We start from the raw sequence: 19,541 nt of genomic DNA, 5'->3' as shown, positions 1-19,541 counted from the left end.
ATGATAAATCCAATCGGGAGCTGATGGACATGACTGGTCAAGTTGAAGAAGCAATTAATCAAATGAAAAAGAAATTAGCCGAAAATAATCAGGTGATCGAAGTAAATGAAGATGGGTTTATTTATAAAGCCACTTGTACCTTCAATTCACCTGCCTCGGACGAACAAATTCATTCCTTTGAACAGAAAACTGGATTGCTGCTGCCCGATGATTATAAAGAATTTTTGAAAATAACGAATGGATGCCGTCTGTTCGATAACCTTGAATCCGGGGGAGAAAATGATTTATACAGCCTGGATGATATTATTAATTACACATATGAAGACTCCTACGAAGGATGTTATAAGGTTGCCTGCATCTATCAAGATAATATCGTGATTGATGGGGAAGCCGTTGCGAAAGGCGATAAGAATTATTTAATGGTAAAAGGACATATCGACGATTTTGAAGAAGGCGAGAAACTCCATATGGGCTTTGCCGAATGGATTGATCAGTTTATTTCCCATCATGGAGAGAAATTTTGGGATAAATAATGATTCCTCAAAAAAACTGATAATCCACTCGTTATTTGCTCAAACTAATCGAGATGATTTCGAATCATCCAAATGAGACGCGAAGGAGAGGGTTTGAAATGGCCACCAGACAATCCATCGATCATTTTTTAGAGCAATGTGAAGGGGCTCTCCATTTTGCAGAGTTTGAATTTAACGAGGCTTCACGGCAGGAGCATTATGATGATGAACAATTTCAAAATTCGCAAAGATATATCGAAGAGGCTTTGACGGATATGGAACGATTGTATGCCAGTTCGAATGCCCAACAACGAGATATGCTTTCTCGGATGCAACAGCAGTTGAATGAAATGAAAAATGAGATGATTTTACTGCGTCATTAAAGTAAGAATGGGGGCTATGGATGCATAGCTCCCTATTTATTTTTGAACAATTTTTCTCAAATACGCATATATTATGAGATACCTGTTGATAATGTTGGTGAACGGCTATTGCAATTATCGGTAAAATTGACTAGAATGTAATATAATCAAATATTCTCATAAAGACTATGATGAGGAGCAGTAGCGATTAGAACCAGTATAGAGAGTTGACGGATGGTGCAAGTCAACCTGGAATGATTGTGAACTCGCCTTGGAGTTACAGGTGTGAAGGTAATAGTAATGCCTGGCGTTTAATCCATGTTACGGATGTTTGAGCTGGGCGGTTTTTTAAGTATCGCCAATGTGGGTGGTACCGCGGGAAGATATACATAATCCTCTCGTCCCTATTTGGGATGAGGGGTTTTTTTATTGTTTTTTTATATGGAAATTAGGAGGAAATCAAATGAGTTTTGACCATAGAAGTATAGAAACGAAATGGCAACAGTATTGGGAAGGCAATAAGACATTTAAAACAGGGGAAGAGAGCGGAAAACGTAAATTCTACGCGCTTGATATGTTCCCATATCCATCAGGAGCGGGTCTTCATGTTGGGCATCCTGAAGGTTATACGGCAAGCGATATTTTAGCAAGAATGAAGCGGGCGCAGGGATATAATGTGTTACATCCAATCGGCTGGGATGCTTTTGGACTTCCGGCAGAGCAGTATGCGATTGATACGGGGAATGACCCAGCGGAATTTACGGAACACAACATCAACACATTCCGCCGTCAAATCAAGGCGCTTGGTTTCTCTTATGACTGGGACCGAGAAATCAACACGACCGACCCTGAATATTATAAATGGACGCAATGGATCTTCTTGAAATTATATGAAAAGGGTCTTGCTTATATTGATGAAGTGGCTGTGAACTGGTGTCCGGCACTTGGCACAGTTTTGGCGAACGAAGAAGTCATCGATGGAAAAAGTGAGCGTGGAGGCCATCCGGTTGAGCGCCGTCCGATGAAGCAGTGGATGCTTCGAATCACAGCTTATGCAGACCGTTTGATCGACGATTTGAATGATGTGGATTGGCCGGAGAACATTAAGGATATGCAACGTAACTGGATTGGCCGTTCTGAGGGAGCGGAAGTGACGTTCAATATCGATGGCCACGATGAAACATTCACGGTGTTTACGACTCGTCCGGATACTTTATTCGGTGCAACGTATGCGGTATTGGCTCCAGAGCATTCATTTGTTGATAAAATTACGACTACTGAACAAAGATCTGCAGTTGACGCTTATTTAGATGAAGTGAAACATAAAAGTGACTTGGAAAGAACAGACTTGGCAAAAGGTAAATCAGGTGTGTTCACAGGGGCTTATGCAATAAATCCAGTCAATGGCGAGAAAATGCCGATCTGGATTGCTGATTATGTGTTAATCAGCTACGGAACGGGTGCTATCATGGCCGTTCCTGCGCATGATGAACGTGATTATGAATTTGCTGTTAAATTCGAATTGCCAATTAAGGAAGTTGTAGCTGGTGGAGATGTGACAAAAGAAGCATACACAGGCGACGGTCTTCATGTGAATTCTGAATTCCTAGATGGATTGAATAAAGAAGAAGGCATTTCAACCATGATCAAATGGCTGGAAGAAAAAGAAATCGGCACGAAAAAAATCACGTACCGTCTTCGCGACTGGTTATTCAGCCGCCAACGTTACTGGGGTGAACCAATTCCAATCATCCATTGGGAAGATGGCACGATGTCCGCGGTGAAAGAAGAAGAACTTCCATTGATTTTACCGAAAGCAACTGACATCAAGCCTTCAGGCACTGGTGAATCACCGCTTGCGAACATTACGGAATGGGTGAATGTAACGGATGAAAACGGACGTAAAGGCCGCCGTGAGACGAATACAATGCCACAATGGGCAGGCAGCAGCTGGTACTTCCTTCGTTATATTGATCCGGACAATACAGAAGCACTTGCAGATCCGGAAAAATTAAAAGAATGGATGCCAGTCGACATTTATATTGGTGGTGCTGAGCATGCAGTTCTTCACTTATTGTACGCTCGCTTCTGGCATAAATTCTTGTACGATATCGGTATCGTACCAACGAGTGAACCTTTCCAAAACCTATTCAACCAAGGAATGATCCTTGGAGAGAATAATGAAAAAATGAGTAAATCAAAGGGCAATGTCGTAAACCCAGATGACATCGTTGAAAGCCATGGTGCCGATACACTTCGTATGTACGAAATGTTCATGGGACCATTGGACGCTTCCATTGCTTGGTCGACAAACGGATTGGACGGTTCGCGCCGATTCCTTGATCGTATCTGGCGTTTACTAATTAGCGAAGACGGCACGATTACAGATAAAATAGCTGATACTGATGACAGCGGAAAGCTTGAAAAAGTGTATCATCAAACGGTAAAAAAAGTGACCGAGAACTATGAAGAATTGAAATTCAATACGGCGATTTCACAGCTGATGGTATTTATCAATGATGCCTACAAAGCAGATTCGCTTCCTAAAGTATACATCGAAGGCTTCGTGAAATTGCTTGCGCCAGTTGCACCGCATATCGCCGAAGAACTTTGGTCTAAACTTGGCCATTCTGAAAGCATCACATACGGAACATGGCCAGCGTTTGACGAAGCTAAGCTAGTCGACAACGAAGTTGAAATCGTCATCCAAATCAACGGAAAAGTCAAAGCCAAATTAATGGTTCCAACTGACACAACGAAAGAAAAACTAGAAGAAATTGCGATGGGCGATGACTCCATCAAAGAACAAATTGATGGCAAAACCATCCGTAAAGTCATTGCTGTACCAGGAAAACTAGTCAACATTGTCGCAAACTAAATAGTTGAGAGCTGGCCCGCATGTCTTGTGCAGGGTCAGCTTTTTTTTCATGAGCAGAAATAAATCTGAAATTCGACATATTTTGTGATTTCTATGATAAATGTCGATTTCCGGTATTAAATATCAGATTTTGAAATCATCAACTAGTTATTGGATGCCAAAGTGAATTTCACCTACTATTTTTGATAAAAATACTGTTTTTGGATATAAATTGTTTCTTAATTGGTACATGTGAACCATTTTTCAGCAAAATGTTTAGTACTATCAAGCATTTTTTATGAAAAAGGGAAAAAATTGGTTGATAATATTTTACAGTATGATAGTTTGGTATAGTGATGTAATTTTTTACTATTTATTGGAGGCGAAACTGTGAAATTTAAGATTGTAAGTCGATTTACAGCGTTTGTACTTATTTTTGCACTGATTTTCAGCTTGATGGTTCCACAAAAATCTCAAGCTGCACCAAATCCTGTATCATCCATTGAGAACGTAAAACCAATTAAAAATGGAGATACTTTAGTCGGGAAGTTTGAAAAACCGGATGTTCAATGGTATCAAATTAAACCGACAGAAGAAGAAATACAAAAATTCTCCCATATTGAGTTCGAAGTCAATTCGGAGCAAATCTTGAATATTTCCGTTTATCAAGATAAAGAAAAAGCAGAACAAGATGAGAGTAATTACATGGCCTCTGCTTATCCTGATGAAAAGGCTGTTGTGGATTTCCCATATGCTTGGGAAGGCACGTATTATATTAAAGTTGAATATTTTGGTGAAATGGATGAAGAGGGAAATCCTATACCAGAAGCTAAAAATGAAGCTGAATACTCAATCAATGCTCATTCTGTAACGCTGCCACCATCTGCTGGGGACGAAGAGATGGATCTCGAATCATGCCCAGTTGAAGTAAGCGTAACCGATAAGAAAACGGGAGAATCTATGTTGAAAACACTTCGCGTGTTTAGAGACGAAGTTCTCACGAAGTCATCTGAGGGACGTAGCCTTTCATCTTTATACTATAAAGCCTCTCCATTCCTAGCTCTTCATCTGGCTAGTAATAAAACTGCCAGAGATGCTGTCTATAAAAATCTAGTCGTCCTTAAGCCTCTAATTGAGGATCTTAATGAAAATGGAGTAAGCAGTACAGAAGTCATTAGCAACGAACAGCAAAAAGCGATTAAAGCATTATTTAATAAGACAGCAGACGTCGCTCCAGCTGGATTGAAAAAAGAAATGAACAGCATTGCAAAGAAAATCAACCTTGATAAGCTTGCAGGTGAGAGAATCGTCGATATCGCAAGCAAAGCAGGAATTGAACTTCCAGCATCGAAGAATATAAAGAACAAATATATTGTCAAACTTAAACCTGGGAAGTCTTTAAGTTCAGTCCAATCCAAGGTAAAAGGAAAAGGATATGGAACATTATCGACACCTAAGAAACAAGAGGTTCTGTATGATGATATGTACGTTGTAGAGTTAAACAATCAAGCTAAAATGAGCACAGCATCTCTATCGAATATCGAGAAACTTCCAGAAGTGGAATATATCGAAGCGGTCAAAACGTACAAAGCACTTTCAGCCGATATTCAGTCACCGTATCAATGGTCTTTAAATAACCCCGGTGGAGAAGAGGGCTTTAAGGGAGCAGACATCGATAACGAAAAACTGCAAAACCTTATTAAGAAACGTAATTTAAAGGATACATTAGTAGCGGTTGTCGACACAGGTGCTGATGATTCCCTGGCGGATTTGAAAGATACAGTTCGCATGGATTTAGGTAAGAACTTCATTGATAAAAAAGGAAATGCCGTTGATGACAATGGTCATGGTACCCATGTTTCTGGGATTATCGCTGCCAAAGCTGATAATGGGTATTCCATGCAAGGAATTAATCCAGTAGCTAAAATCATGCCTGTAAAAGTTCTCGATTCTTCAGGATATGGAGACATGGAGAAAATTGCATTAGGTATTAAATATGCTGTGGACCATGGCGCCAAGGTCATAAACCTTAGCTTAGGTGGAGAATACAGCAGAACAATTGAACATGCTTTGAAAGATGCTGCTGCCAAAAATGTAATGGTTGTCGTAGCAAGCGGTAATGATGGGATTGAAGGTCTTTCTTACCCTGCATCTTCTAAATATGTCATTTCCGTCGGTGCAACCAATGCCCTTGATTTAGTATCGGATTATTCTAATTATGGCGCGAAATTAGACATGGTTGCTCCAGGGACAGGCATTCCAAGCCTTGTACCGAATGGGAATGTTACCTACATGGATGGTACATCAATGGCAGCTCCTCATGTTGCGGCAACTACTGCCTTGTTATTATCCGGGAATCCTGGTTTGAAATTAAATGATGTAAGAGAAATTCTTCACGAGACATCCGAATATGTTGCTTTTGAAGAAGAAGATAATGTAGATCCGTATGAGGACTACCAACCTGAGGAAGGAGAAATCCTATACCCAGTAGAAGAATTACCTATTGGAAAAGATATCGTATCGGGATTTGGAAGACTGAATGCTTATAGTGCACTTAGTACAGTGGATTTACAAGCTAAAGTTAATCCATTAATTGATACGCAAACAAAAATTGCAGGATCAGCAAAAAAAGGTTCGACAATCGAAGTGAAAAATGGAAAGCAAACGCTTGGTAAAACGACAGCTGCAGCCAATGGAACGTTCAGTATTAAGATTCCAGTCCAAAAAGCAAGTCAACTTCTTACTGTGAATATATCTGATTCTTCCAAACTAGCAGTATCTACAATCAAGGTGTTTGTGAAGAAGGGTGAAACACCTAATAAGCCAACTGTTAAGGCTGTCAGTGACAAAGATACGTATGTAACTGGTCAATCGCAAGCCGAGATGAAAATTACAATCAAAAATAATGCAAAAAAAGTAATTGGTTCAGGCAACACGGATAGCAAGGGGAATTTTAAAGTAAAAATCAGCAAACAAAAAGCGGGGACTAAGCTTTCAATCACAGCTACAGACTTGGCAAAACGTGAAAGTAAAGCAGCGACCGTGACTGTAATTGATAAAACAGCTCCAAGTGCACCGAAAGTGAACGAAGTAAACGACAAATCCACCAACATAACTGGTAAAGCGGAAATCGGTTCGACTGTTACGGTGAAGTACCAAAACAAAAATATCGGCACAGCTAAAGCTGATAAAAATGGAAAATTCTCTATTAAAATTAGCAAGAAAAAAGCAAGTTCTGTATTATACGTCTCAGCTAAAGATAAAGCTGGCAATACAGGGAAAGCAGCAAAAGTAACGGTTAAAGATAAAACAGCTCCAAGTGCACCGAAAGTGAATGAAGTAAACGATAAATCCACTAACGTAACTGGTAAAGCAGAAATCGGTTCAACTGTTACGGTGAAGTACCAAGATAAAAATATCGGCACAGCTAAAGCTGATAAAAATGGAAAATTCTCTGTTAAAATCAGCAAGAAAAAAGCAGGTTCTGTATTATATGTCTCAGCAAAAGATAAAGCTGGCAATACAAGTAAAGCAGCAAAAGTAACGGTTAAGAAGAAAAAGTAACGGTTAAGAAGCATAAAAAATAAAAAGTATAGCCGTTTAACATTTATGTTAAACGGCTGTTTTTTGTTTGGTTGGTGTTACTGTTTATACCCTTCTATTACAAATGATATAAAGACAAAAATATCAATGTCATACTAGTTAATTCGATTTGAAATACAAAAAACTATTGAGAAAGCAAAAATTTAGACATATTGTTTTTTGACATTCTCTTTCACTACATTTAGTTTTCTGCATCAAGCGCATCCCAAGTAGGTTATTGACATGACCTTTGAAATAACCCATGTGTCAAAAATTCGGGATATAGTTCAGGGCGTTTTTTTGTGCCTTTTATCAAAAGGCATTAGGAATCAAACTGATTAAAGCAAGATTCATTATTTTATATGATATCTAGGGCGGGATTTACGGGGGTCATTATATCCGCCGTTTATTTGGTGTCCGAGAGAACTTGCAATGACTACTGCTGCAAAGAAAAGGATGAGCTTCTTCAATTTAAAAATCTTCTTTCTATTTTTTTATTTTAAAAGATTACACTTAGAAATCTTTTACTTCAATAGACTTTTTAAAGATGTTGAAAAATTGTCACAAACCTATCTTAGATGAATCCTCAACTTACTCAGCGTTGTTGAAATAAGTGAATCAGTAGGAAATGCTAAACTTTCAGGTTCAAACCCAATTGGTCTAAAACCCCGTGCTGTAGCTTCTACTTCAGCAAAGAGTCACCAAATAAACCAGGACTATATGAATTTACAAGTTTTATAATACCTGACCCAACTAAGAATAAAAATGAAAATAATTTTTTCATGGCTGAAAAAGCCTATAGATTTACGATAGAAGTTGAAGAATAACAATTATTAGATATTAAAAAAAGACAGCCGAGGATGCTGTCTTTTTTCTCTGTATAAGGGAGGATAGAATCTCGAACTGTATGGTAGAAGTAAATTTAATCAATAGAAATAGAAATAACCTAAACGAAAACTCTTAAAGTTAATAACCTAACCTTTAGGGGGAGAACGAATGAAAGAACATGGCTAATGAACATCTTAGATACCCCTAGATTCAGTTCTAAAAAGCTTATTTAGTAAATTCACTTCTCAGAAGATAGACAACATCGTAATCTTTTAATTCGTTTATGTGACTATCCATATCATTATAAAAATCCGTAGAAAGAGAATGCATGCTTTCATTTCCGCTTGAATAGCAAATACTCGCTAATACGAGCTTGTTTGTATTCAGCATATTTATCGTTTCAATACTGCCGGTTACGATGGAATCTTTTTCTTCAATCTTTTCTAAATAAGTAGCTGTAGACACACCATCATCGCTTTGAATACTGATATTAAACATCGATAGATTTTGTTTTTCGGGCGTTTTAGATGTTGTAAAGATGATCGTACCATTATCTTTAATCCCAGTTGTCATGAGGCCCATTTCATCTTCAACAAGTTTGCCAGCTTCATATTTTTCGACCCAAACGGACATCTTCTTATATGTATCATCAACATCAAAATCGATAAGAAAGGAGTGTTCACTTGTATTCATAAGGATGGACTTTTCTCTTTCGGTCAACTTAGAAACAGAAAGAGAATTCTCAGATTTCGGTTCAGCATTCTTACAGGCAACTAAAGAAAATGAGAGCAGGGATATCATGATTGATAGAAATACTTTTTTTATTATTTTCTCCCCCTAAATTTAATTCGTAATCCAATAATAAACAATTATTTAATATTATAACATATTAATGGAGCTCATCTGTCCCATAGTTTGCTATTGAAACTACTGGACCCAGCAATTTAACGGAAAGTGAGAAAAAGGCAAGCGGACACCCATTCGGTGCACTTACCTTTTTTGTGTTTAGAATTGTTGGGAAAGAGCCTTATTAGCTACATTCACGTCATTTTGAAGCAGTTGATTAAAGTCATAAGCAGGATATAGATTTCTTTCGTATAGATAGTTGAAAATTTTGGCATGGTTATCAATAGCTCCATTTAAATGCTTTTTAAATACTTTTCGTAGGGAAGGAGTGGCCGTTTCAGTCAGGGCAGTAGCATAATTGTTGATAGATGATTTGGCTAAGCCTAGCAAATCTCAGGCAGCCGTGGCTGATATATTGTCTCTTTGTTCCTCCTCCTCATCATCCCTCTCTGTTTTAGGTGCCAACGGATAAAATTTTAGCAACTCTATAATGTTTTGAGTTAGTGTATCAATCATTTGCTAGTAAATCGTTTTTAAAATGGGATCTTTTACTTTTGGATAAGCTTTTTTCAATTTCATAAGTGCATTGGACTGGGCAGCGACCAATTCATGAAGTTCAAGTGTTTCGTGCCAAGCAAGGTGTGAATGAGTGGGTTTTATATAAACTCCTCCTGAACAAATAATCTTGATACGTTATTCGTAAAGTGGGCTCTTGGTAAGTTGTCTTTTGAAAAAAGAGGATCAAAATCGTCCAGCATTTTAGCTTAGATTACTTATGGAAGAAACGCTGTACGTTTTTTCAATGGCAAGCTTGATCAAACTCCGAAATAAAGGCAGAACAAGAAAAAGACAGTGGTCTCGGCAACCTAGGATTAAAGTCCTGCGTGCCTCGGCCAACTGTCTTTTTACCTCAAATTTCCTATCTTCAATCACACTGAACTACTGAACATTAATCCAATTGACGAAATTGCTAGTTTTGGAAGAAGGGTGATTTTTCAAAAGTTCCATCATTTCAATCACATATTTAATCCACTTTCAATATACTCTCAATATTGAAGTGGAAATAGGCTATGCAAGAGCTATGCATTGAGTAAGTATCATTCATTTATATTATTCTGAAATAATTATTGGTACTGCTCTAGAATCGAGAAAAACTTTTTGACAAACTGGTAAAATACCTTTTCGGAAGGAGCCAAATCCCTGTTTTTAGGTGTGATGATACCAACTGTCCGCTTGACGTCAGGTGTATCAATCGGGATTTTTACAGTTAGTCTGGGAATTACTTCATAAAAGGTACTGTCAGGTAGAAGGCTGACTCCAATTCCCGCTGATACGAGTCCTTTTATGGAATCCATATCTTCACCTTCTGAGGCAATGATCGGTGTGAATCCTGCTTGCTTGCATGCATCGATCGCAATGCTATGGAGAATGTATCCTTTTGGAAATAATACGAATGGAACATCTCGTAAGTCGCTAAGTCGCAAACTCTTCTTATCAGCTAATGGATGGGAGATGGGAAGTAAAGCAGAAATGTTTTCTGTGAATAAAATATGGCCTTCGATATCTGGATCTTGTGTTGGAACTGGGCCAAGAAAGGCTAATCCGATATCGCGGTTTTTGACAGCTTCCTTTAATGCGGAATACGAACCCTGTCTTAAGTGGAACCCGATATTCGGCTGCTCATCTTTAAATGCGGAAATAACGGTAGGTAATAATTGGGTGGAGAGACTTGTAGGAAAGCCGATCTTAATTGTTCCATGTTCAGGGTCTAAAAATTCTTCTATTTGATCTTTTGCATATTCTATCGCCTTTATTGCCGTTTTTGCATGAGCTAAGAATATTTTACCAATAGGAGTTAACTGAATATTACGGCCTGCTTTTTCAAATAAAAGGACCCCAAGTTCATCTTCTAGTCTGGCGATCTGCCGGCTGATTGCTGATTGTGCGATATGCAGGTGCGCTGCGGCTTCAGAGACATGTTCTCTTTCAGCGACTTCAACAAAATAACGTAACTGACGTAGTTCCATTTATTCATCCTCCATTCATCCATCTCAATATGAGATAGATTTTAATAGAATTATATATTGTTTATATTGATTTGAAAACCTAGAATTAAATGTAAGTGAAATAACGGTATAAGAATACGATGGGGGCGATTAATATGACATACAATCAAATACCAAAGGCACAAGGTCTCTACCATCCTGAATTTGAACATGATGCATGTGGGATCGGTTTATACGCTCATTTAAAAGGGCTTGCTACACATGACATCGTCAAACAAGGACTAAAGATGCTGTGTCAATTAGATCATCGTGGAGGACAAGGAAGCGATCCCCTTACAGGAGATGGCGCAGGATTAATGGTGCAAATTCCTGATAGATACTTCAGACTGGCATGCCCGGAAATGAATTTGCCAGCTAAAGGGCGCTATGGTGTGGGGATGCTCTTTTTCTCAAACAATGATTTGGAACGGAATGAGATTGAAGCACGTCTAAATGCATTTATAGAACAAGAGGGACAAACGCTTTTAGGCTGGAGAACGGTTCCCGTCGATGTAGCAAAAATCGGAGAGGTCGGCAAGGAGACATGTCCGACGATCCGCCAAGTATTCATTGGGGCTAGTGAGGAGATATCCGACGATTTAGCTTTTGAACGTAAACTATTCATTATTAGAAAACAAGCTGAAAACTGGGCTCGTGAACGTGGTAATCGTTTTTATTTTGCTAGTCTTTCAAGTACTACGATTGTATACAAAGGATTGTTGACACCAGAGCAGGTAGATGCTTTTTATCTTGATCTTCAACAAGAAGATTTTGTTTCGGCTTTTGCTTTAGTGCATTCCCGCTTCAGTACAAACACGTTTCCGAGTTGGGAACGGGCACATCCAAACCGTTACCTGATTCATAATGGTGAAATCAATACGCTTAGAGGAAATGTAAACTGGATGAAAGCGCGTGAACAGCAGTTTGTTTCAGAAGCATTTGGAGATGATTTGCAAAAGGTCCTTCCTATATTAGATATAGACGGAAGTGATTCTTCGATTCTAGATAATGCCCTAGAGTTTTTTGTACTTGCAGGCCGAAAACCGGCGCATGCAGCCATGATGCTTATTCCTGAACCATGGACGGAAAACCCACATATGACGAAGGAAAAGAAGGCTTTTTACGAATATCATAGCATGCTGATGGAACCGTGGGATGGTCCAACGGCGATTTCCTTTACGAACGGGAAACAAATTGGAGCCATTTTAGATCGTAATGGTTTAAGACCAGCACGATATTATGTGACCAAAGATGATTACATCATTTTCTCCTCTGAAGTTGGCGTGATCGATGTGGAGCCGGAGAATGTATTATATAAAGATCGTTTAAGCCCAGGTAGAATGCTTTTACTAGATTTAGAGGAAGGCCGCATTATTTCAGATGAAGAAATCAAATCCGAAATGGCACAGGAATATCCCTACCAGCAATGGCTGGACGAGCAGCTTGTTCAATTAAATAACGAAGAACAAGTAGTTGAGGAGGAACTGTTGCCTGATTTACTTTTCCGACAAAAAGCGTTTGGCTATACGTATGAAGATGTTCAAAAATATCTACTGCCGGTTATTAAGGAAGGTAAAGATCCATTAGGTTCCATGGGGAATGACATCCCGCTTGCGGTCTTATCTGACCGTCCGCAATCGTTATTCAACTATTTCAAGCAATCCTTTGCACAGGTAACCAATCCGCCAATCGATTCGCTTCGTGAGCAAATTGTCACGTCAACGATGACTTTCTTAGGTGCGGAAGGAGATCTTCTGAATCCAAATGAAACAAACAGCCGCCGGATTCAATTGGATTCACCTGTTTTGACGCCAGGTCAGATGAAGCAGCTAAAAGAAATTGTATATCCGGAATTCAAAAGCAAGGTCATTCAAACTCTATTTTCAGAAGATTTAGAGAGCGAACTGGATCGAATCTGCCGTGAAGCGGAACAAGCGATTGCTGAAGGCGTAAGTCTCTTAATTTTGTCTGACAAAAATATGAGCAAAGAAAAGGCTGCTATACCTTCCTTATTGGCTGCGAGCGCCCTTCATCAAGAGCTTATACGTCATGGAAATCGTACGAAAGTGAGCATTATCGTTGAAACAGGAGAAACAAGGGAAGTGCATCACTTTGCGGCACTTATCGGGTATGGAGTAGATGCCATTTATCCGTATCTTGCCTTTGAAACATACAAGCAGGCTGTATCAGAAGGCAGTTTATCCATCAGTTACGAAGAAACGGTAAACAAATACGTTCGCTCCTTAACAGAAGGCATCGTAAAAGTGATGTCGAAAATGGGTATTTCAACGATTCAAAGTTATCGCGGAGCTCAAATTTTCGAAGCGGTAGGAATCAGTGCAGATGTGATTGAACGTTATTTCAGTGGTACGGCTTCACAGCTTAGCGGGATTGAGCTAGAAACTATCGCAGAAGAAGCGTTAATTCGTCACCAAAATGCTGCAGCAGATTCTTATGATCAGACGCTTGAAAGCGGAAGTGACTTTCAGTGGAGAAAAACAGGGGAACATCATGCTTTCAACCCCAAAACGATTCATACACTTCAATGGGCTTGCCGAAAAGGTGACTACAGTTTATTTAAACAATATTCAAACTTGGCGAATGAAGAGAGACTCGGGTTTTTACGAAATTTATTCTCATTCGATCAGAAGCGCCAATGTATCTCTATAGATGAAGTGGAATCCGTAGAATCCATCGTCAGCCGATTTAAAACAGGGGCGATGTCATTTGGCTCTTTGAGTCAGGAAGCACATGAAACATTAGCGATTGCGATGAACCGTTTAGGCGGAAAAAGCAATAGCGGTGAAGGCGGAGAACATCCAAGCCGTTATCAATTGGATGAAAACGGTGATAACCGCCGCAGTGGGATTAAGCAAATTGCATCTGGGCGTTTTGGTGTGAAAAGTCATTACCTTGTCAATGCAGATGAGCTTCAAATTAAAATGGCGCAAGGTGCGAAGCCAGGTGAAGGTGGTCAACTGCCGGGGAACAAAGTCTATCCGTGGGTTGCTGAAGTTCGTGGCTCTACACCGGGTGTTGGTCTGATTTCACCACCACCACATCATGATATCTACTCGATTGAAGATTTGGCACAGTTAATTCATGATTTAAAAAATGCAAATCGCGATGCACGGATCAGCGTTAAGCTTGTTTCTAAAGCAGGTGTTGGCACGATCGCAGCAGGTGTGGCCAAGGGTGCTGCAGATGTTATTGTTATCAGTGGATATGACGGCGGTACAGGTGCTTCGCCTAAAACGAGTATTAAACATACAGGTCTTCCTTGGGAGCTAGGCCTTGCAGAAGCACACCAAACGTTGATGCTGAACGGCCTTCGTAGTCGTGTAGTCCTTGAGACAGATGGAAAGTTAATGACGGGACGCGATGTAGTTATGGCAGCGATCCTTGGGGCGGAAGAGTTTGGTTTTGCAACTGCACCACTTGTTGTCCTTGGATGTGTAATGATGCGTGCTTGCCATTTGGATACATGTCCGGTCGGAGTTGCCACGCAAAATCCTGAGCTCCGCAGTAAATTTGCAGGAGATCCGGATCATGTTGTAAATTTCATGCGCTTCATCGCTGAGGAAGTTCGTGAAACAATGGCTGAGCTTGGTTTTAGAACATTGGAGGAAATGGTTGGCCGCACCGATGTTTTACAAGTGAGTGAACGGGCTCAAAAGCATTGGAAAGCTAAACATCTGGACTTAACGACACTTCTTTTCCAACCAGAGGGCATTCGTACTTTCCAACGTCCTCAAAATCATAAAATTGAAGAATCCTTAGATATTCGGGAGATCTTACCGGTTGTGCAACCTGCTTTAGATGATCAAACCAAAGTGGATGTTAGCTTCCCGATTACGAACGTGAACCGTGTAGTCGGAACGATTGTCGGTAGTGAGGTATCCAAATGTTATGGAGAAGAAGGGTTGCCTGAAGATACGATTACACTCCGTTTCACAGGATCAGCAGGCCAAAGTTTTGGTGCATTCATTCCCAAAGGCATGTCGATGTATTTGACAGGCGATGTCAATGACTATGTTGGGAAAGGTTTATCCGGCGGTAAAATCATTGTCACGGCACCAACTGGTAATCAGATTGAGGCAGGAGATAATGTCATTGCCGGAAATATCGCCTTATACGGCGCAACAAGCGGCGAAGCATACATTAATGGACGTGCTGGAGAACGCTTTGCGGTTAGGAACAGCGGTGTCAATGTTGTTGTTGAAGGAATCGGCGACCACGGCTGTGAGTATATGACAGGCGGGCGAGTGGTAATTCTAGGGGATGTCGGCAAAAACTTTGCTGCAGGTATGTCAGGCGGTATCGCTTATGTACTTGCAGATAATGCAGAAGAATTTAAGGCATTATGCAATGTAGAAATGATAGAATTCGAGACACTTGAGGATATAAATGATGTGAACGAAGTAAAAGAAATGCTCCATAGCCATCTACATTATACAGAGAGCGCCAAAGCTTCTTATGTACTGGAGAATTGGGACGATTTCGTTAAGAAATTTGTAAAAGTCATTCCAAAAGATTACAAACGGATGATGAAAAGTATCGAAGAGCAAAAGCATGCAGGTCTAACGGACGAAGAAGCGGTTATGAGTGCATTTCAAGCAAATGCCGTTCAAGATAAAAAAACTACAAAACAAGCTGTGATGCAGTAAGAAAGGGGAGAGAAAGATGGGAAAAGCAACAGGATTTATGGATTATCCGCGAGAAAAGCCAAAAGACCGGAATCCTCTCACTCGTTTAAGCGACTGGAGAGAGTATACAGCTCCTTTCTCTGATGAAAAGTTAAGTACACAGGGAGCGCGGTGTATGGACTGCGCCACCCCTTTCTGCCATATGGGCATGGAATTGAACCGAGTCACAACGGGCTGCCCGATTCATAATCTGATTCCAGAGTGGAATGATTTGGTTTACCGCGGCAGATGGAAAGAAGCATTAGACCGTTTAACGAAAACGAATAATTTCCCTGAGTTCACGGGCCGTGTTTGTCCGGCCCCTTGTGAAGGGTCTTGTACGGTTGCGATTAATGATCCTGCGGTTGCCATCAAAAACATCGAACGTACTATAATCGATAAAGGGTTTGAAAATGGCTGGATCACACCTCGAATCCCCGAATATAGGACCGGAAAGAAAATTGCTATCATCGGTTCAGGCCCTGCTGGATTAGCAAGTGCTGATCAGTTAAATCAAGCAGGTCATTCGGTCACGGTTTATGAGCGTTCAGACCGTGCAGGCGGGCTATTAACATACGGCATTCCGAACATGAAGCTTGAAAAAGATGTCGTTGCGCGTCGAATCAAATTATTGAACCAGGAAGGTATCGATTTCGTCACGAATACGGAAATTGGAAAAGACATTTCATCCGAAGAACTGCAAAATCAATATGATGCAGTTATCCTATGTACAGGTGCTCAAAAGCAACGTGACTTAGTAATTGAAGGGCGCGAAGCAAAAGGCATTCACCTAGCGATGGATTACTTAACGACTTCGACTAAAAGCTTGTTGGATTCCAACTTTGAAGATGGTCAATTTTTAAATACAAAGGGTAAAGATGTCATTGTAATTGGTGGAGGAGACACAGGCGCTGACTGTGTTGCTACTGCTCTTCGCCAAGAATGTAAGAGTGTCGTACAGTTCGGGAAGCATCCTATCCTGCCGACAGCTCGGACTTCCGATAATATGTGGCCAGCCTACCCGAATGTATTTTCACTTGAATATGCGTATGAAGAAGCGGAAGCGAAATTTGGTGCAGATCCGCGCCAATATTCAATCCAAACTAAAAAAATCGTCGCCGATGAAAATGGCAACGTAAAAGAACTGCATACGATTTCAATGGAAAAAATTAAAGGGGAAGATGGAGTATACATTTTTAAAGAAATCCCGGGAACGGAAAAAGTATGGCCTGCACAATTTGTATTCATCGCAATCGGATTTGAAGGAACAGAACAGCCGCTTTTATCTCAATTTGGTGTAGAAACCGTCAATCAAAAAATTGATGCTGTCTATGGCGAATACAGAACGAATGTAGAAGGTGTTTTTGCTGCTGGAGACGCAAGAAGAGGGCAAAGCCTAATTGTTTGGGCCATCAATGAAGGCCGTGAAGTANAACAAAATTCACGAGTAAATTAGTGAAACTCACGAGTAAAGGAACAAAACTCACGAGTAAATTAGTGAAACTCACGAGTAAAGGAACAAAATTCACGAGTAAATCAGTGAAACTCACGAGTAAAGGAACAAAACTCACGAGTAAATCAGTGAAATTTACGAGTAAAGGAACAAAATTCACGAGTAAATTCACTTAAGACTAATGAGCAGCCAATAATGCTAGGTATACAAAATAGACGAACAGTATATAAACACTGTCCGCCTAAGATACTATCATTCAGCTTCTGTAGTTGCTTCTTGAAAAACACCAAGTTCTGTGTGAGTAAGTGCATGGACAGATGCAATTATTTTCTCTGTCTTTACGTCATCTCCTATGGCTTGAAGCAATTTCTCTTTTAGTTGGGATTTAGTTAAAGGATTACCAGGGCTTCCTTTAGGTGTATCGATTCGTTTCGAAAGCACATCCTCACTTGTTGTGGTCACGTTCACAATTGTAAATCGTCCCACTGGGAGTGCTGTTTTTGAAGGCTTGGTCGTTACATCTATCTCTCTAGTTACTTTCTGAAAAGATTTTCTCCATGAAGAGGGAATCGGTTTCGATTCAAAAGATGAAAAGGTCAGCGGTTTGCCTGAGAGCGCGAGCCATACAATATACTCGATCGAAAATCTTCCTTCTTCACCAGTCGCGGGGTTACGATGTATCAAAGCGGAATCACCATTTGGAGGAAAGTAAACACTCACCGATTGAATATCTTCATCCGACAAATCGTACTTCTTTTGTAAAAAAACAGCTGCTTCCACGCCATGTGCAGCAGCAGAACAAAAAGGGTACTGTTTAAACCATAACCCTGGTGTAACGATACGCCATGTCTTTCCCCAATTTACTGTCAAATCGGGAACTCCATTATCCGCATATACCTCAAAGAAACCGTTCTTTCCATTTAAGAAGTCTGGGTTGCTATGTAATCCCGCACGAATCCAATCCGCTGAATCCACAGCGTTTTTAGCAGCAATTCCTACATGGAGTGGCTTTACCACAGTACCAAACTGAAGCCGTAGACCCGCCGATTGCGTAGCGGCCAAACTCATCGTTTCAGCTATTAAACGTGGAGGATATTCCCGTAAGTATGCAATCGCCCCAGCAGCAGCTATCACGCCTAGTGTAGCTGTATTATGCCAACCTTTTGTATAATGATAGGGGTTCATAGCTTCACCAAACCGAGCCATAATCTCCACACCAATCACATAGGCAGCTAAAAAACGATTCCCGGGCATTTCTGGTTCTCCCACCGCTAACAAAGCAGACAAAATAACTGCGCTTGGATGGCCTCTTACATCTGAATGTACATCATCATAATCTAGTAAATGAGCTTGAAAGCCATTGAAGAGTGCTGCTTGGGCCCTTGTTGCTTGAATGTCACTTCCAATCAAGTAACTCTTTCCATTTCCGCCTTCATCCAAAATGATTTGTTTTAAAATCGTAATCTCTTTCTCGGATTTTGTTTGATAGGAAACAGCTAGATAATCAAGCATTCCTTCGATGGCAGCATTTTTCACCAACTCATTTTCCAAAGGATTAGAATAATAGATCGCTTCTGCTAACATTTCCGTGTTCATCCACACCACTTCCTTTTTTACCTGGCTGCTACGTCTGATTCATCTCCCATTTGCCGTAAAAAACGCTGCGTTCTCGGATTAAGAGAATGGTCAATTACTTGTTCTGGGGTGCCTTGTTCGATAATATGTCCATCAGCCATGAAAATGACATGGTCCGCGACTTCCTTCGCAAATTGCATTTCGTGCGTCACAATCACCATAGTGGTATCTTCTTTTGCCAACTCCCGTATTACTTGCAAAACCTCATTAACCAATTCAGGGTCAAGAGCGGAGGTAGGTTCATCAAATAAAATGGCATGTGGCTTTACAGCTAAAGCTCTAGCGATGCTAACACGCTGCTGTTGTCCACCAGATAAGGTAGCGGGGTATTGTTTTGCCTGTTTTTCTAAGCCAACCCGTTTCAATAAATCCTCCCCGATTTGAATGGCTTCCTCTTTTTTCATCTTTTTGCTAACAAGCAACGCTTCAATCACGTTTTTTAAGGCCGTTTTATTTTTAAAAAGGTTATAGTGTTGAAAGACCATTGCGGTTTGTTGTCTTAATTGGTACGCGTCTCTCGCTTTATATTTTTGGGTATCCAATTTTACATCATTGATTTCGATGGTGCCGCTGTTGGGTTTTTCCAACAAGTTCAGACAGCGTAATAACGTTGATTTTCCAGAACCCGACGGACCAATAATGGCGACAACTTCCCCAGTTTTTATATCTAGATTAATATCGTTCAATACTTGTTTTTTATCAAAATGTTTGGTTAAGTTTCTTACATTTATCATAT

9 protein-coding genes, 2 pseudogenes and 1 other annotated feature are annotated in these 19,541 nt (G+C 40.2%); of the genes and pseudogenes, 6 read left to right on the top strand and 5 right to left on the bottom strand.

Annotated elements, in window-relative coordinates; genetic code table 11:
• Nucleotides 1-29: 29 nt before the first annotated feature.
• The 4 genes from AKG34_RS20930 (at nucleotide 30) to AKG34_RS20915 (ending at nucleotide 7,295) form a co-directional block, all read left to right on the top strand.
• Nucleotides 30-533 carry an SMI1/KNR4 family protein gene (locus AKG34_RS20930; RefSeq protein WP_053347889.1) on the top strand — a complete coding sequence of 168 codons (504 nt, stop codon included), beginning with the start codon at nucleotides 30-32 and terminating at the stop codon, nucleotides 531-533.
• Between the two features lie 98 nt (nucleotides 534-631).
• Nucleotides 632-895 (top strand): DUF2524 family protein, encoded by a 264-nt coding sequence (locus AKG34_RS20925; RefSeq protein ID WP_053347888.1) that lies wholly within the window; start codon nucleotides 632-634, stop codon nucleotides 893-895.
• A gap of 158 nt (nucleotides 896-1,053) precedes the next feature.
• Nucleotides 1,054-1,283: a binding site (T-box leader), on the top strand.
• A gap of 54 nt (nucleotides 1,284-1,337) precedes the next feature.
• Nucleotides 1,338-3,752: a leucine--tRNA ligase gene (leuS, locus tag AKG34_RS20920; RefSeq protein ID WP_053347887.1), complete on the top strand. Its 2,415-nt coding sequence runs from the start codon at nucleotides 1,338-1,340 to the stop codon at nucleotides 3,750-3,752.
• Between the two features lie 369 nt (nucleotides 3,753-4,121).
• Complete coding sequence (locus tag AKG34_RS20915) at nucleotides 4,122-7,295, top strand: S8 family peptidase (RefSeq protein WP_053347886.1); 3,174 nt, start codon at nucleotides 4,122-4,124, stop codon at nucleotides 7,293-7,295.
• Between the two features lie 1,071 nt (nucleotides 7,296-8,366).
• Here the strand turns inward: AKG34_RS20915 and AKG34_RS20910 are convergent.
• The 3 genes and pseudogenes from AKG34_RS20910 to AKG34_RS20900 all read right to left on the bottom strand — a co-directional run bounded on the left by AKG34_RS20910 (nucleotide 8,367) and on the right by AKG34_RS20900 (nucleotide 11,014).
• Entirely contained in the window at nucleotides 8,367-8,834 is a 468-nt protein-coding gene (locus AKG34_RS20910) for a YgaN family protein (RefSeq protein ID WP_152952325.1), read from the bottom strand.
• A gap of 312 nt (nucleotides 8,835-9,146) precedes the next feature.
• Nucleotides 9,147-9,647 (bottom strand): annotated as a pseudogene (locus AKG34_RS20905) (spore coat protein).
• 464 nt (nucleotides 9,648-10,111) lie between these two features.
• Nucleotides 10,112-11,014: a glutamate biosynthesis transcriptional regulator GltC gene (locus tag AKG34_RS20900; RefSeq protein WP_053347884.1), complete on the bottom strand. Its 903-nt coding sequence runs from the start codon at nucleotides 11,012-11,014 to the stop codon at nucleotides 10,112-10,114.
• A 134-nt stretch (nucleotides 11,015-11,148) separates the two neighbouring features.
• Here AKG34_RS20900 and gltB point away from each other — a divergent pair, with 134 nt between their 5' ends.
• Both gltB and gltD read left to right on the top strand, forming a co-directional pair.
• Entirely contained in the window at nucleotides 11,149-15,699 is a 4,551-nt protein-coding gene (gene gltB / locus AKG34_RS20895) for a glutamate synthase large subunit (RefSeq protein ID WP_053347883.1), read from the top strand.
• Nucleotides 15,700-15,715: 16 nt separating this feature from the next.
• Nucleotides 15,716-17,149: pseudogene (gene gltD, locus AKG34_RS20890) on the top strand (glutamate synthase small subunit); the annotation flags it as partial.
• Between the two features lie 273 nt (nucleotides 17,150-17,422).
• Here the strand turns inward: gltD and AKG34_RS20885 are convergent.
• The gene (locus AKG34_RS20885) at nucleotides 17,423-18,766 is read right to left on the bottom strand and encodes an MmgE/PrpD family protein (RefSeq protein WP_053347881.1); all 1,344 of its coding nucleotides are present in this window, start codon (nucleotides 18,764-18,766) and stop codon (nucleotides 17,423-17,425) included.
• Between the two features lie 17 nt (nucleotides 18,767-18,783).
• Nucleotides 18,784-19,539: an amino acid ABC transporter ATP-binding protein gene (locus AKG34_RS20880; protein WP_053347880.1), complete on the bottom strand. Its 756-nt coding sequence runs from the start codon at nucleotides 19,537-19,539 to the stop codon at nucleotides 18,784-18,786.
• Nucleotides 19,540-19,541 lie beyond the last annotated feature (2 nt).

The organism is Peribacillus butanolivorans, from assembly GCF_001273755.1.
Lineage (GTDB): Bacteria > Bacillota > Bacilli > Bacillales > DSM-1321 > Peribacillus > Peribacillus butanolivorans.
Note: the sequence above shows the minus strand (reverse complement) of the source record. Positions and strands in the feature narration are given on the sequence as shown.